The 15554-nt window shown below is 48.7% G+C and carries 13 protein-coding genes; all 13 read left to right on the forward strand.

All coding sequences use genetic code 11. The annotated features are described in order from the left end of the window. Nucleotides 1–21 precede the first annotated feature (21 nt). The 13 genes from BM056_RS04305 to BM056_RS26790 all read left to right on the forward strand — a co-directional run bounded on the left by BM056_RS04305 (nucleotide 22) and on the right by BM056_RS26790 (nucleotide 15366). Complete coding sequence (locus BM056_RS04305; protein WP_092469050.1) at nucleotides 22–1428, forward strand: MmgE/PrpD family protein; 1407 nt, start codon at nucleotides 22–24, stop codon at nucleotides 1426–1428. 132 nt (nucleotides 1429–1560) lie between these two features. After that, nucleotides 1561–2256: a DUF2848 family protein gene (locus tag BM056_RS04310; protein ID WP_092469052.1), complete on the forward strand. Its 696-nt coding sequence runs from the start codon at nucleotides 1561–1563 to the stop codon at nucleotides 2254–2256. A gap of 88 nt (nucleotides 2257–2344) precedes the next feature. Beyond that, nucleotides 2345–3604: an aconitase/3-isopropylmalate dehydratase large subunit family protein gene (locus BM056_RS04315; protein WP_092469054.1), complete on the forward strand. Its 1260-nt coding sequence runs from the start codon at nucleotides 2345–2347 to the stop codon at nucleotides 3602–3604. Beyond that, nucleotides 3604–4101 (forward strand): LeuD/DmdB family oxidoreductase small subunit, encoded by a 498-nt coding sequence (locus tag BM056_RS04320; RefSeq protein ID WP_092469056.1) that lies wholly within the window; start codon nucleotides 3604–3606, stop codon nucleotides 4099–4101. The genes BM056_RS04315 and BM056_RS04320 overlap by 1 nt, the downstream gene beginning before the upstream one ends. A 40-nt stretch (nucleotides 4102–4141) precedes the next feature. After that, nucleotides 4142–6307 carry a sigma-54 interaction domain-containing protein gene (locus BM056_RS04325; RefSeq protein ID WP_092469058.1) on the forward strand — a complete coding sequence of 722 codons (2166 nt, stop codon included), beginning with the start codon at nucleotides 4142–4144 and terminating at the stop codon, nucleotides 6305–6307. A 24-nt stretch (nucleotides 6308–6331) separates the two neighbouring features. Beyond that, on the forward strand, nucleotides 6332–7588 hold the full coding sequence (locus BM056_RS04330; RefSeq protein ID WP_238456295.1) for a DUF401 family protein: 1257 nt from the start codon (nucleotides 6332–6334) through the stop codon (nucleotides 7586–7588). Between the two features lie 129 nt (nucleotides 7589–7717). After that, the gene (locus BM056_RS04335; protein ID WP_092469060.1) at nucleotides 7718–8341 is read left to right on the forward strand and encodes a DUF4194 domain-containing protein; all 624 of its coding nucleotides are present in this window, start codon (nucleotides 7718–7720) and stop codon (nucleotides 8339–8341) included. Continuing rightward, complete coding sequence (locus BM056_RS04340; protein WP_165613374.1) at nucleotides 8313–11654, forward strand: ATP-binding protein; 3342 nt, start codon at nucleotides 8313–8315, stop codon at nucleotides 11652–11654. Before BM056_RS04335 ends, BM056_RS04340 begins: the two co-directional genes overlap by 29 nt. Before the next feature lie 1152 nt (nucleotides 11655–12806). After that, nucleotides 12807–14000: a hypothetical protein gene (locus tag BM056_RS04350; protein ID WP_092469064.1), complete on the forward strand. Its 1194-nt coding sequence runs from the start codon at nucleotides 12807–12809 to the stop codon at nucleotides 13998–14000. An 11-nt stretch (nucleotides 14001–14011) separates the two neighbouring features. After that, nucleotides 14012–14143 carry a hypothetical protein gene (locus tag BM056_RS27170; protein ID WP_274377513.1) on the forward strand — a complete coding sequence of 44 codons (132 nt, stop codon included), beginning with the start codon at nucleotides 14012–14014 and terminating at the stop codon, nucleotides 14141–14143. Between the two features lie 107 nt (nucleotides 14144–14250). Next, nucleotides 14251–14445, forward strand: a complete 195-nt coding sequence (locus BM056_RS04355; protein WP_092469066.1) for a ParB N-terminal domain-containing protein — start codon at nucleotides 14251–14253, stop codon at nucleotides 14443–14445. A gap of 176 nt (nucleotides 14446–14621) precedes the next feature. After that, nucleotides 14622–14987: a ParB N-terminal domain-containing protein gene (locus BM056_RS26785; protein ID WP_238456296.1), complete on the forward strand. Its 366-nt coding sequence runs from the start codon at nucleotides 14622–14624 to the stop codon at nucleotides 14985–14987. A gap of 82 nt (nucleotides 14988–15069) precedes the next feature. Beyond that, complete coding sequence (locus BM056_RS26790) at nucleotides 15070–15366, forward strand: DNA methyltransferase (protein ID WP_238456297.1); 297 nt, start codon at nucleotides 15070–15072, stop codon at nucleotides 15364–15366. The last annotated feature ends 188 nt before the right edge of the window (nucleotides 15367–15554 follow it).

Consider the following 15554-nt stretch of genomic DNA (forward strand, 5'->3'; position numbering starts at 1 on the left):
GGATAAAGGAGGACCGGGCGATTGAACAAGCAAACAATAGCGCAAATTCTCGGAGATTTTATAAACAAGGTGCAATACGAGGATATTGATTCGCCAACGGTGTGGCGGGCTAAAATGTGTATCCTGGATATGGCGGGGGTGATCATTGCCGCGCAAGCGGAAGAGAGCACGCAGATTTTGCTCCGGTATTTGCAGCGGCATGGCGATAATCCGGAGAGCAGTGTTCTCGGTACTGCATTCCGGCTCCCGGCGGCGCACGCGGCCATGCTCAACAGCACCATGGCCCATTCGCTGGAGCTTGAGGATCACCACAGCCACAAGCGTTCACTGAATCATCCGGGAGTATGCACTACTCCGCCCGCCCTGGCCATAGCCGAAAAATTGGGCAGCAGCGGCCGGGATTTTTTAACGGCGGTGGTTTTAGGTTACGAAATAGGCAGCCGGATCAGTGCGGCAACCAGGCTCGGGGTATTAAATCTCGAACAGGGATTCCATGAAAGCTCGGTCTGCGGTCCTTTTTCCGCGGCCACGGCAGCAGGAAAACTGACAGGCATTACTGCCGATAGACTGGCCCAGGCTTTTGGCATTTGTGGCAGCCTGGCGGCCGGCTCGATGGAATTTAAAAGCAGCGAAGCCTGGTCAAAGCGCCTGCAGGTGGGCAGCGCCAGCCGCAGCGGGGTTATGGCCGTTGAACTGGCAGACGCCGGGTTTACCGGACCGCCCACGGTTTTTGAGGGCAAACACGGTTTTTTCCATTCCTATGTGCACGAGGGCAACTATGATTTAAGCAGGGTTACGAAAGACCTGGGAACTTCCTGGGATATCAACAATATCCAGTATAAGCCTTTCGCCTGTGCGGGGGTGCTCCATTCGGCAGTTACGGCGGCCCAAAAGGCCGGGCGGCTGCATCATCTTCACCCGGATGAAATACAGCGGGTGCTGGTCCGGACGGCCTCCAAGGTGGTGGAAGAGTATGCGCAGCCCCATGAGCGGAAAGCGGCGCCGGAAAATCCGGTCGGCGCCCAGTTCAGCCTGCAATATTCAGTTGCGGTAATGCTGGTCCGGGGCAAGGCGCTGCTGGAGGAATTTTCGCCGGAAGCTATCCGGGACCCTGATATTCTGCGGGTTGCGGCCCTGGTGACGCCACTGGCCGATTCGGGCATCGACGCGGGGTGGCCGGGAATTGACCCGACGGAAATGACGATTATTCTTAAAGACGGCAGAGAAATTTTGACCAGGGTTGAAGAAGCCAAGGGAGACTTGGTTAATCCTGTGACTGACGATGAACTGCTGGACAAATTCAGGGAGCTCACCGCGCCATATCTGTCGGCGGAGGCCATTGAAAACGCGCTTGAAATGTTTCAGAAGCTGGAGACTGTCAAGGATATGAGGGAATTAACCGGAGTACTGACACCGCTCTCCCGGTAGCTGCTATTTATAAAGTCAACCGGAGACAAGTGCTTGCGGGGCCGGGGAACGGCTCGAGCGTCCCCGAAGAGAAAGCCGGCGGGAAGGTGCTGGAACCGTTACCGCGGCGCGGCCAATAAGGAGATAAACAAGATGAGTGCAAAGAAGCTGGAACTTTTTGTTGATGGACGTTTAGACCAAAAGATTGAATTCATTGCCAGCAAGGTGATTAATACCGGCTATTCCGGCCGCAATCAGGCAGAGATTAAAAAGCATGTAGATGAGCTGAAGGCCCTGGGAATTCCCGCGCCGGAAAAAACTCCGCTTTTTTTGCCCAAGCCGGCCCAGCTGCTCAGCACGGCCGGCAGTATTGAGGCTATTGACCGCAGCAATACCGGTGAGGCCGAAGCGGTGCTGCTGGTAGGCAAGGAAGAAATCTATGTGGCCGTGGGCAGTGACCATTCCGACCGGGAACTGCATGCTTTCAACATCCCCAAATCCAAGCAAATTTACCCTAACTTTATTTCCAGAACGGTATGGCGCCTTGCGGATGTGGAAGACCACTGGGATGACCTGATACTCAGATCAAGCATCAGCGTGTCCGGGAAACGGCGGGTATACCAGGAAGGCCGGCTGGCAGCGCTGCTGGGCCCCCGTGAACTGCTGGCCTCTGTCAGTCCGCTGGTCGGTGGGGATTTAACCGGACTGGTGATTTATTCGGGCACTCTGGCCGCCAGGGGAGAGATTAGGTTCAGCGACCGGTTTGAGGCTGAACTGGTGGACGAGGTGCGCGGGCAATCCCTTTACTGCGGCTATGCAATTGAATTGATTGACTGGTTCCGGAATTAAGGCTTGATCCGGCACTGCGGCGCAAGTTAGATGTTGGCAAAACCGTAAGCGGAGCCAATAAGCATTTCATTTAGTAGGGGGATAACTTATGAAGCCAATGACCATTGTGGAGAAAATATTAAGCCGTAAAGCGGGCGCTCCGGTGTACGCGGGGGATTTTGCAACCGTGCCGGTTGATGCTCTGATGATTCACGACAGCAACGCCGCCACCACCATGGAATCTTTCCGTTCTTTTAAACGCAATGGGATCATGCCGGGAACAGACGTGGTCATGGTTATGGATCACTTTGCGCCCTGCCCCACAGAGGCGGCGGCAAATATGCACCTGAAAATGCGTGAATTTGCAGCCGGCCACAACCTCAGGCTTTACGGGGAGGGAGACGGCGTAGGACACCAGATAATGTGCGAAGGGCACGTGTTCCCGGGGGATATTGCCGTGGGGACAGACTCCCACAGCTGTACATACGGCGCGCTGAACGCTCTGGGAACGGGCATAGGGTCAACGGAGGCCGCGGGAGTGCTGGCCTACCGGAGGATGTGGTTTAGAGTGCCGGAAAGCATCCGGGTAGTCTGGCATGGCGAACTGCCGGCCGGGGTGACCGCCAAGGATCTGGCGCTGAAGACGGTGCAGGAAATCGGACTGCGCCGGGCCATTTACAAGGTGTTGGAGTTTGCCGGAGATGTGGTTTCGCGTCTTCCGGTGGAAGACAGAATGACCATATGTAACATGGGGGTTGAAGTTGGCGCCAAGGCCGCCATTATGCCCCCCGACGATAAACTGCTGCAGTGGATTGACCGGCGTCCGGGAACTGCCCGTACATTTGAGGCAGCCGGGGCGGACCCCGGCTGCGCCTACTGCGAGGTGCTGGAGCTGGATGCCGGTCAACTGGAGCCTCTGGTGGCCTGTCCGCCCATGGTGAACCTGGCGGCTCCGGCCCGGGAGTTAAGCGGCAAGCCGGTGAGCCAGGTGGTGCTGGGGTCATGCACCAACGGGCGGGCCGGGGATTTTCACGCTGCCGCGGCGCTGCTGGCGGGCAAAAAAGTGGCCCCCGGTGTGCGGCTGATACTGGTGCCGGCCTCCAGGCAGGTGTTGACCGAACTGATCAATGACGGCACGATGGAGGCGCTGGTCCGGGCGGGCGGACAGCTGATCCCCCCCGGCTGCGGCCCCTGCGCCGGCTATCACGGCGGCATTGTGGGCAAACAAGAGGTGGTAGTGGCCACAACCAATAGGAATTTTATCGGGCGCATGGGGAGCCAGGACGCCGAAATATATCTGGCCTCACCCGTTACCGCGGCGGCTGCGGCCCTGACCGGCATGATCACTGATCCCCGGGAGGTGCTATAATGTCATTAAAAACGCTATTGCAGGGAAAAACGCATAAATTTGTCGATGATATCACCACTGACTACATTATTGCAGGAAAACATCGATCAAAGGCGGAAAATGTACTTGATTTAAAGGATTACGTATTTAACGAAATCCGGCCCGGTTTTGCCGGGAGCGTTACCCGGGGCGACATAATTGTGGCCGGACATAATTTCGGCTGCGGGTCGTCCCGGGAACATGCCGCCACACTGATCAGGGCCTGCGGTATTGACGCGGTACTGGCCAAGTCCTTCGCCCGTATTTTTTACCGGAATGCGATTAATATCGGTTTGCCGGTGATTGAATGCGACACTGACCTGATCGGGGAAGGCGATTTGCTGCAGGTGGACCTGAAAAGCGGGACGGTCAAGAATCTTTCGACCGGGGCGGCAACATCCTTTAAACCCATACCGGCGTCACTTAAGGTAATATTGGAGGCGGGCGGGCTGGTCAACCACCTGACCCGAACCACGTAGCACAGAACGGCAGCAAAAATGACAGCAGGGGGTAAGCGCTTTGAGTAAAAAAAAGAAAAGTGTCTGCTTTATTGCGCAGTACAAGGTAACCTGTGATTTTGTCGCCCGACAGCTCTTGCAGTTTTTGGACAAATTCATTACGGTGAGAACCTGGTGTTTGAAATACGACAGCGCGCCCCCCGGCCATTTTTTTGATAATGATATATTTATTGTTTCCTGCAATACCACAATGGAACTGGTGCGCGGTTATTTCCCGCCCGGTAAAGCGGTATTGCTGGCGGCCCGCAACATTAACATTAAAAGGTTGGAAAAACTGCTTGAATTTAAGCCGGGCACCAAGGCCCTGGTAGTGGCCGGATCGGCGGAGACGGCGGCATCGGCCATTAATTTAATGAACGGGTTTGGCGTAAATTATCTGGAACTGGTGCCGTATTATCCGGGCAGCTCAATTGAAATCCCCGGAGATATTGAACTGGCCATCACCACGGGACTGTCTCATATAGTGCCGGAGCAGGTTAAAAAAATAGTGGACCTGGGGAACAAAGGCATCGATCTTTCTACCTTTGCCAACTTAATGCAGCATTTAAATATCCCCATTGAGGTGTTAAATGAAATCTCCCACCATTACCTGGAGGCAATTCTCAGTGTCAGTCATAACCGGCTGAAAATAGCCAGGGTCAACGAAAACCTGAAGCATAACATGGAGGTTGTGTTGAATACCGTTAACGACGCCATCATAGCCGTTGACGGTTCCAATCATATCATCATGTTCAACCCCACGGCGGAAGAGATTCTGAACATCAAAAAAAGCGAGGTAATGGGTAAAATCGCCGGGGATGTGATTCCCCAGCTTGATTTTACCGGCTGCCTTAAATCCGGGGAAAGTATTCTTAACGAAGTTAAAAGGATCAACGAGACCCATTATGTTATTACCATCAACCCGATCCGCAACGAACCCGGACTGAACAACGGGGTTGTGGCGACGCTCAGGCCGGTTGACGAGGTTCAGGAATTGGAGACCAAGGTTAGAAGGGTGCTGAAAAAGAAAGGCAACGTGGCCAAACATACCTTTGCCGATATTATTGGCGAGTCCGCGGAGCTGAAGAAAACTATCGCCCTGGCTAAAAAGTTCGCGGAAACCGAGCTGACTGTTTTACTGGAAGGGGAAAGCGGAACAGGCAAGGAATTGTTTGCCCAGGCTATACACAATCAGTCTTCCAGGCGGAAAGGACCATTCGTAGCCCTTAATTTTGCGGCTCTGCCGGAAAATCTGGTGGAAAGCGAACTTTTCGGCTATGAAGACGGGGCTTTTACCGGGGCCAAAAGGGGCGGCAGACCCGGGCTGTTCGAGGAAGCCCATTTGGGCACGATATTTTTGGATGAAATTGGCGACTCCTCGCCGGAAGTGCAAAAAAGGCTGCTGCGCGTCCTGGAGGAGCGTGAAATAAGAAGAGTTGGCGGGAGTACGGTTACTCCCGTCGATGTCAGAGTTATAGCCGCCACCAACCAGAACCTTGAAAGCCTGGTTAAACAAGGCAAGTTCCGGGCGGATTTGTTTTTCCGCCTGTGCGCGCTGCCCGTGTCATTACCGCCGCTGCGCAGCAGGGACGGAGATATTATCCTGCTGGTTAATTATTTCTCCGGTAAGATTTCCGGCAGACAAATAACATTGGATGCATCAATTAAGGACTTTCTACAAAGCTATAGCTGGAAAGGAAATATACGGGAACTGGAAAATGTGGTGAAATATATGTGCAGTGTGCTCGGCTTGAAACAAGTTGCCGGGCTTGGTGATTTGCCGCCTTATCTGATGAGGAAAAGCTCGCAGCTGTTGGATGCGGCAAATGCCGAACCGGTACGGCGCCAGGCGGCGGACAGGTATAAAACATTGGTCTCGGCTTTGAAAAGCGAGGGCAGCCTGGATACGGTGTTAATCATGCTGCAGGAAATACAAAGCTGCTCCCTGCTTAACCGGGGAGTCGGGCGCAACGCGCTGATGGAAAAGCTCAAAGCCAGCCGGGTGCCTTTTTCTGATTATAAAGTCAGGCAGCTGCTGAGAATGCTTAATGAATTAGGCTATATTGACTCCGGCGTTACCCGGCAGGGCAGCAGAATAACCGCATTGGGCGAGGAGCTATTGTCGTTTTTGGAATCAGGGCAGCCGCATTTGGGAAATGATGGTATTGATAAGCTGTACTTACTTTAAGTGCTAATCATGGGAGGAGCAGTAATGCCAGTGTCAAGCATATGGCCGATAATAAAAATACTCGCTGTTTTTTTGCTGATGATTTTAATGCTGCGGAAAAAAATCAGCCTGGATATAACGCTCTTGGTGTCAACGGGCGTTCTGGGCGTTATTTTCGGCCTTGGCGCAATAGCGCTGTTCAAGCAGTATGCCTATACGCTTGCCGACATATCAACTCTGGATCTTATTGCCGTCCTGGTGCTGATTATGGTTTTGGAGTCGGTGATGCGGCGTACCGGTATGCTTAAGGCGATGACCGATTCTTTAGCCGGCCTGCCCTGGAATAACCGTTTGCTGACCGCCGCCATACCGGCCATCATCGGGGTGCTGCCGTCGGCCGGCGGCGCCAGGTTTTCGGCGCCGCTGGTGGGGCAAGCCACGGAAGGGCGGCCTTACGTGGTTGAAGACAAGGTCTTTATCAACTACTGGTTCAGGCATATTTGGGAGTTTTCGCTTCCTTTGTACCCGGCCCTGATCATTGCGATCAAAATATCCGGTTTTACCATGTCACAGATTTTAGTTTGGCTCTGGCCCTTTTCGGTGTTATGGGCCTTTCTTGGTTACTGGCATCTGTGGGGGCCGTACCAAAAAGTTAAGCAAGGTGCTTATCCCGGCAACGACCGGCTTCATTCCGGCGCCGCAACCGGATCATCTCTCAGGATGCTGATCGCCAATACGTGGCCTTTGTGGGCTACCGTAATCCTGGTGTTCTGCCGCGTGCCCATGGCAATTACACTTGGTATAGTTGTTTTATCGCTAATTATTCAGAAGCGATATGCCTGGCGCTACGTCTTTAAAACTTTGATCGAGCGGCTAACGCTGCGAATTGTCTTTTTAATTTGGGGTACGATGACCTTTAAAGATGTTCTTGTATTGTCGGGAGCCGTCGACCAGGTAAGCGCGGCAATATCGGCCATGGGTATTCCGGTTCTGGCTATAGTGGTGATCATGCCCCTGCTGCTGGGGGTAATGACCGGCATGGTTCAGGCCAGCATCGGCATATCCTTTCCCCTGGTGATGTCTATTATTCACCCTTCACCGGTCTATGTGATGCTGGCCTATGTATCCGGCACCATTGGCGTGATGATCTCGCCGGTGCACCTGTGTCTGGTGTTGACTATCGAGTATTTTAAAGCCGACTTTGCAAGATCATATAAGCCGCTGGTGCTGCCGTGCCTGTTCATGGTTTTAATGGCCCTGGTGGTGTTCAAGTCTCAATGGTGGTTAAGTTCCATTTTATAGAAAAAACTAGACATTGTTTCACTAAAAGCCGGTAATTCCCGGGTACAGGCTGGGAATTACCGGCTTTTTAATATATATTATTAAATAATGAAAAAGCTAACCTGCTATTAGAAGGAAGGGGAATAATCGTTGAGCTGGCACCAGGAGTACGAGGAGCTTTCGAATAAGGATAAAGACACCTTCAGTAAAGCGGCAAATCTGCTGCTCGGCCAGAGCTTTCTGGTCTACGAGCGGGAAGAAGACCGTCTATTTTACCGGTTTGTTGAGCGTTATTTGGATATCTTCAGCGAATATTTTTTCCTCTCCGGATGGGATTTGCACCACAACAAACGATTTTCCGTGCTGCAGCTGTACAATCGCTATGGCCGGAACCGGTATCGTTTTACCCTGCAGGAAACAATAGTTTTATTTATTCTCAGGCTGCTTTATGATGAAAAGCAGCAAGCCTTGCGGCTGACCCAGGAGGTATTGATATCAGGTGAAGAGATCCAGGGGAAATATATGGCCCTGGAGATCAAAAACCGCTTGCCGGCCCGGGATGACCTGGAAAAGGCGTTAAAGCTGTTCAGCAGCTTTTCCATTCTGGACTTAAAGCGCGGGCAATGGAAGGATCCCGACGCTGTGTATTTATTATATCCGACCATTCTATTAGTTGTTGACGTGCCCAGCCTGGAAAGGCTGGCGGACTGGATCAATGCAGGCGAATCAAAGGAGGACAAAGAAGATGCTACTGACCGGAATCAAGCTGATTAACTGGCATTACTTTACTGACGAACACATTCCAATTGCGGGCAGCGCCTTGATCACCGGCAACAATAAAGCGGGCAAGTCCACGCTGATTGACGCGCTGCAAGTGGTTATTGTTTCCAATATGAGAAAGATTATGTTCAATTCCGCCGCCTTTGATGAAAAGACGGCCAGGGACCTGAAAGGTTATTTGCGTGGCAGGACCGGCACGGAAGGCAAGTACACCTACTTAAGAGGAAACGATGAGGATTTCTCCAGCTATATCGTGCTTGAATTTACCCGTTCTTCCAGCAATGAATCTTGCTTAATCGGCGCGGTGTTTGACTATTATTGCGACACCGGGGAAGAGGATCACGTATTTTTCAAAATTGAAAATTGCAGGCTGCGGGAGCATCTGTTTTTACAGGACGGTTACCCCCGCAACCGGGAGCAGTTTGTCCACTACATGAAAGCCAGGGGGCTTAATTTTCGCCAGTACCGCAATGACCTGGAAGGTTACAGAAACGATTTGCGCCAGCTGTTTGGCGGAATCAAGGAGTCCTTTTTTTCGCTTTTTGTTAAAGGCATTTCTTTTAAACCCATCACCAACCTGAGGACGTTTATTTACAGCTACATTTTGGATGAGCGGCCCGTAGATGTGGATACCATGCGGGATTACGCCGAAAGATACCGCCAGATGGAAACCCAGCTGTTAAACACCGGCGCTGAAATTATGGCTCTGGAGGAAGAATACCAGGCGTATGAGAAAGTTGAGCATTTGAGGCGGCAGGAAGCAGCGGGTCGCTATATGTTGCACAGGGGCGACTATGAGCAAAAAGTGCGGGGGCTGGACGAGGCGCAGCAGCAGTGCCAACAATCGGAGGAACGGCTGCAGTGGCTGTTGACTGAACTAGGCACACTGGAGGCCGGTTATAAAAAGTTAACTGCTGAAAAAGAACAGTTAATCGAAAAAATAAACGGCATAGCGGTTGTGCGGCAGGAAAACAAATTAAAGCAGCAGATCGGGGCTTTAACGGAACAAATCGCCAAGTTGGAACAAAAACAGCTCAACCTGCTGCAGCAGGTCAAGGCAGACCTGCGGGACAGGGAAAAGCTAGTTGATATTTTAAGCCTGCTGCAGGCCCCCGGCCAATTAACGGAAGCGCTCAAAGAAGACGAACGTGCCTGGAAGATGTTCATGGAGGCGGGGTTCTTTCCGGCCGAACCGGATAAGCATACCCGTTCCTGGAATGAAAGCATGAAATGGCTGATCGTACAGGCAGCGGAACTAAAAAAACAGCGGGAAACAGTGCAAAAGCAGGCTCAGGAACTGGCTGAGGTTATTAGAAACCTGGGAAAAAACCGGGTACTAAACAATGCTTCCGCCACCATGAAATTAAAAAAAATGCTGGAGGAACAGCTTACCCCCCGGGAAGGCCAGAGCCGGGTGCCGGTGGATATTCTTTGTGAAGCCATCGACATACGTGACCGCCGCTGGCAGAATGCCATCGAGGGCTATCTTTCCACCCAGAAGTTTGATCTTTTGGTGCCGCCCGGCTATTTTGACCGGGCACTGAGCATTTACGAGCGCCGTAAATTTACCCACGGCATGGAAAACGTGGGTTTAGTCAATACCGACAAGCTGGTCAAGGAGGTTAAACCACCGCTTGCTGGAAGCCTGGCCGAGGAAATATCAGCCGATAAAGAGCACATCCGCGCTTACGCCAACTGGCTTTTAGGCGGTTTGATAAAATGTTCGTCAGAGACGGAGTTCAAACGACACAAGCGGGCTATTACCGCTACCTGCATGGTGTACCAGAATTACACCGCCCGCCAAATTCCCCACAAACGATATGAGGTGCCCTATATAGGAGCACAGGCGGTAAAGCTGCAGCTAGCCGTAAAACAGGAGGAATTAAGGAAATGCCAGCAAGAGTTAACCCTGTTGAACGAAAAGATCAAAAAAAGTGACAGTGTTTTAAGCTTGAACAGCGATAAGCATTATCTTTACCAGCAGTGGTTAACGAATTTCGAGCAGTGCAAAAATTTAGACCAGCTGGAATGGGAACTGGTACAAACAAAACAAGAATTGCTGCACCTGGACCGTTCGGAACTGGAACTACTGGAAAAGGCCAAAGAAGGTAAAGAGCTGGAATTACGGCAGTGTGAAAAAGAAATAGCCGGTTTAAACACAGAAAAAGGCCAGGTACAGGCGAAACTTGAATTGCTTGAACAGCAGCTGCGGCAGCTTGCCGGTGAAAAAGATGCCGCCTGCCGAAAATATCTTGCTTACCTGGATACACTTGCAGATGAATTAAAGGAAACCTGCGAGGCCAAATGGGAGCGGGAAAGCCAGCAGCGCTCGCCTGCGGAACTGGCGCACAATTATTACATCAGTATTCAGGGACTGGAAACCAAAATTAAAAATAGTATGGACCAGGTAGTCAACGCCAGGCACGATTTTAATAAGAAATTTGATTTTTTAGCTGACGTTACCGCCGCCGATAACGAAAAATATGCTGAAAGGCTGCATTTTTTAAAGGATATTCACCTGCCTGAATACAGCAAAAAAGCCGGTGAGGCCCGGGAAAAAGCAGAGCAGGCTTTAAAAGAGCACTTCCTGTCCCGCTTGCATGAGGCCATCAAGCTGGCCTATGAAGAAATAGACGAATTGAATTTTGCGCTGCAGGATTTGAAATTCGGCAGTTATTCCTACCGGTTCAGCCTGTCCCCCAAGCCCGAACTGCGGGAGTTTTACGAAATGATCGAGGGTTACCAGTTGGGCTCAACCGAGCTGCTTTTCAGCACGGTGTTCCAGGAGCTATATGGTGATAGTTTCAGCCGGCTGTTTGAAGAGATCACCTCCGACAGCCAGCAGGATAAATTGCAGGAGCTTACCGATTACCGCTCCTACCTTGATTTTGACATCATCATTACCGATGACCGGGGCAACAAAACCTATTTCTCCAAGGTGTCCCGGACCGAATCGGGAGGCGGGGCCCAGATTCCCTTTTATGTGGCCATTTTGGCTTCCTTCTACCAGGTTTACCACCTTTACCGCAATAAAGAAGATACCCTGCGCCTGGTGGTTTTTGATGAAGCCTTCAACCGGATGGATGCCGACAATGTTGAGGAATGCATGCGCTTTATCCGCAAATTGGGTTTTCAAGTCCTTATCGTCGAGCCCACCGGTAAAATCCAGCTGGTGGTGCCCTTTGTCAATACCAATATAATTGTGATGCGTGAAGGCTTCAACAGTTTCGTGGAGCGCGTAACCTGCAGGGAAATCGAGCAGTGGGTCGAACATGAACAGCAGCAGTCAATGGCAGCCGGCAGCTAATGTTTTACGCAGCCGCCTGGCAGTGGAAAAGCTAAGTGGACTGTTTCTGTCAACCGTATTGTTATGAACAAAACCCATGGTGAATGGTGATGTTTATTGCAAGGGAAACGGCAGTTGGCAGCCAGTTTGTTGCTGGCTGAATGGCGGGAACTAAAATTAACAAAAGGAGAAACCGGATTGGATCGGTTATGCTTTGCAAAAAAGATAACCTGTTGATATGTTTCCTCAGACGAGTCATGTGGAGACAGTGGTAGTGCTATATTTGAAATGAGTTAAAAGCTTTGATCCAGGATGGTTTTAGAATGGATGTGTTCTTTTTAGTGTAAGTTGCGATGAAAGGAATATATATTCTGGGTTTCATAACAGGATCGTTTCTAGGTGGTCTGGTTTTTTTATTGGTGTGATATTTTTTTGTACAAGAATTAGAAGGCATATTCAGGGAATGTGTTGAATGTTAAAACAAAATGATGTATGCTTTGATAGTTTGCTATAAACCTCATTAATAGCAATTCCACGTTGGGAGCGCTGGTGTGCCGTGTCGGGCATATTTCAGCCACATCTGGACACCTAAATCGGCGGGACTCTAGGACACATTGTCAAAGGTGAATAAGCCTGTAACTTTCAAAAATATCATCGGAGCAAGGTTGATGGCAAAATAAAATATAATAGCTCTAACATCCTTGATAATAGCCTTCCTAATGATGTCCATCTAAACTTTACAGAAGGCTGAAATTAGAAGAATAGTTATGTCTTAAGGAGATTACTTGATGTTTTAAGTGACTAATAGATTGGGACAAGGCAATTGTCATCGTCATCATGTTTGTTTTTATTACGGGGTTTACCATCGACATAGGTTTCATCTATTTCAATGATAGTATCAATAAATTCCTATTGTTATTGGTTTCCCATTGCAAATTTATTTTGTTGTAACATCCTCCAAGCTGTTTTTATTTGTTGCGCCTATTTCACGTTGGAGTTGCAGGGCAGATATGCCCTTCTTATCGTTAAGGAACAAATAAATGGCAAAGAACCATTTGCGGAGATCGGCTGAAGATTTCTCGAAAATGGTTCCCTTAAATGGAGTTGGATAGATATGCCGAACTAATTTAATTCTTTTAGAACGAATTCTCATTATGTATAGGAGGGAGCGCGATGGCAAGTGCTGACAACACAAGCAAGCGAAAAAAGATAACGCAGATTCTTGCCGAAGAAACAGGCGGCAAGAGCTATAAGGCTCACAAGTATAGCCTTGACTCAGAACGCTCCACCTTGGATTACAATGAGACCGAAGATCGCACCTTCTTTTGGAAAAAGAGAGGAGAAACCGAACCTCCGATCACTTATAAATCGCTTGAATCGCTGGCAAAAATGCTCGCAGCCCGAGACGAGCAAGTACTTACGTATTTTCTCGATGGTTCACGACACGTTTACAAAGTCGATGACATGGCATATTCGCAATCGGGTGATAGGAGTGTAATTTATCCAACTATTGCCGGACAAGTTGGGGTAGGTATCTGCAAACGTGAAAATAAACAGATGATGCCGGAAATTTTAACAAGAGAGATTATTATTTCTATTCCAAGCATCGCTGACCCAAGTGGCAAAGGAGGCTTTTTTGAGTCGCTGTCAGTAAAATTGAATGAGAGCAACGAGTTAGCAAGGATTAAACAATGCGGATGGAAATTCTCCACACCTGTTCCATATGACACGAAACAAGACGAGAGAAAATTTGAAGACCGAGGTACCGCTCGCATTCAAGAAGCAATGATAGAACGTGAGAAGGAAATGGTTAAGAAACTTGTACGGGAAGGGAAGCTGAATCAGGACAACTACCTTGTCAAAGATGGTTCGCTCGAATATCGCTTAACTAAAACCGACAAAGACGATGACAAGAGTTTTCAGACATTCAGGCAGAATTATAACTGGGTAATTGGAGTATCGAAATCATTTAACCCCGAGGCGTGCTTTGATAAAGGCAAGGCTAACCCCGGTTTAATTGCTGACTTACCGCTATATCATCGAACACCTGTGGCGTACTTTGGCAGTGAAAAAGAGCCACTTGCTTTTGCTGTTTGGTATGTGAGGCTGAGAGATAAAGGCAGAACGCGAACACCATTTGATGGCATACTCAAGGTGGAAAAAATTCTTGTACGTGACGACGAAATTAAGAATGGAATGGAAACAGAAACCGTTGATAGGCTTAGCGCATTACTTATTAATGAACGAAATCCAACTTGTTATGGTACGGACATACGATGGGCAAATCACATCTACCCGATTTATCTCACAGAGAGATTCATTAAATCTCAGTACCTAAGCGTAGAGAGCTTTTTACATCTGTTTTAAGGAGAATTTCAATGGCTAAAAACAAACTTATCGGCAGGGTTCTTGCGACCGAAAAAAATCCGACGACCATTGACGAGTTTTACTTCTGGACTAACTCAGATACTAAAATTAACGCATTTGACATCGTCCTTTCGCCGCAGTAGGCTAACATAGGCCTCCTCCACGTAAAGGGCGACCAGATACTTGTAGTGTTTCAATGTATAATCAAAACATAGGAATTAGCCATTTACACAAACTTTATTGCACTCCCATGAAAATTGAAATATCAGACCTAAAACATGCCGAATACAATCCCCGTAAGGATTTAAAATCTGGTGATGCTGAATTTGAAAAAATCCGCAACAGTATCACAGAGTTTGGCTATGTGAGTATGCCGGGTAAGATTGAACAGTCTAACCGTTTAAAATTGAACACCCTTACCGGCATAATTAAACACCACATATGACCCTTCTGAAGGCAAAATCTCTATGAGGGAACGCAAAGGTATTCCAGAAGATAAACGTTAAGCAGCCTTACGGCTGTTGAGGGCTCTGCCCTCAAACTCCCGAGGTTTAACGCATTGGTTTTCCAAAGGGAGTGATGTAGCCTTAGCGGTTTAGGTGTTCAATTACGACGGTCAAGGTGTTTTTTCCCACCGGTATATTCAGCTATGTGGAACCGATTATTGTTAATACTGATTTGACCATTGTCGGTGGCCATCAACGTTGCAAGGTATTAAAGGAATTAGGATATACCGAAGTTGACTGTGTTGTTATTGATATTGATAAAACCAAGGAAAAAGCCCTGAATATTGCCCTTAATAAAATCTCCGGCGATTGGGACATGGAATCACTGGCAAAGTTGCTGGATGAATTAAAGGAAAGGGATTTCAACATAGAATTTACCGGCTTTGATTTTTCCGAAGCAGAAAATTATGGGATGAATTTATGCCAAAGGATGATAAGAAAGAGGAAGATGAGATTCCCGATGTGCCGGATAAGCCGGTAATTCAATCAGGTGATATAATCCTGCTTGGCAAACACAGATTAATATGTGGCGATGCTACTAAGAGTGAGGATTTAGCATATTGATGAACGGTAGAAAGGCAAGGCTAACCGTTACCGATCCCCCGTACGGGATTTCGTATGTTGGGAAAACAAAGGATTCATTAACCATTCAAAATGACAACTTGGATGATGAGGAATTTTATAATTTTTTGCTAAGTGCTTTTAAGAGAATATATGAAATATCCGATGACGGGGCAAGTTTTTATGTTTTCCATGCCGATGCCAAAGGATTAATTTTTAGAAGGGCTTTTATTGATTCCGGTTTTAAACATTCTCAATGTTGTATCTGGGTGAAAAATGCTTTTGTGATGGGAAGGTAACCGTACCAATGGCAACATGAACCAGCAATTTTTGGTTGGAAGCCAACAGGTTACATTATTGGAATAGTGATAGGAAACAGAGCACCATATGGAATTTTAATAAACCGTGAGCAGGATAAATTTAATTAGATGGGTTTTTATAGGGGTGAGCCAATGGAAAAAACAGATATATTAATTTATCAGATGGA

The organism is Desulfotruncus arcticus DSM 17038 (assembly GCF_900113335.1).
GTDB classification, from domain to species: domain Bacteria; phylum Bacillota; class Desulfotomaculia; order Desulfotomaculales; family Desulfallaceae; genus Desulfotruncus; species Desulfotruncus arcticus.

Excerpts from the sequence above, each read along its gene's own strand:
- BM056_RS04310 (WP_092469052.1), top strand. The coding sequence starts at position 1,561 with ATGAGTGCAAAGAAGCTGGAACTTTTTGTTGATGGACGTTTAGACCAA.
- BM056_RS04315 (WP_092469054.1), top strand. The coding sequence starts at position 2,345 with ATGAAGCCAATGACCATTGTGGAGAAAATATTAAGCCGTAAAGCGGGC.
- BM056_RS04320 (WP_092469056.1), top strand. The coding sequence starts at position 3,604 with ATGTCATTAAAAACGCTATTGCAGGGAAAAACGCATAAATTTGTCGAT.
- BM056_RS04330 (WP_238456295.1), top strand. The coding sequence starts at position 6,332 with ATGCCAGTGTCAAGCATATGGCCGATAATAAAAATACTCGCTGTTTTT.
- BM056_RS04340 (WP_165613374.1), top strand. The coding sequence starts at position 8,313 with ATGCTACTGACCGGAATCAAGCTGATTAACTGGCATTACTTTACTGAC.
- BM056_RS04350 (WP_092469064.1), top strand. The coding sequence starts at position 12,807 with ATGGCAAGTGCTGACAACACAAGCAAGCGAAAAAAGATAACGCAGATT.
- BM056_RS27170 (WP_274377513.1), top strand. The coding sequence starts at position 14,012 with ATGGCTAAAAACAAACTTATCGGCAGGGTTCTTGCGACCGAAAAAAAT.
- BM056_RS04355 (WP_092469066.1), top strand. The coding sequence starts at position 14,251 with ATGAAAATTGAAATATCAGACCTAAAACATGCCGAATACAATCCCCGT.
- BM056_RS26790 (WP_238456297.1), top strand. The coding sequence starts at position 15,070 with ATGAACGGTAGAAAGGCAAGGCTAACCGTTACCGATCCCCCGTACGGG.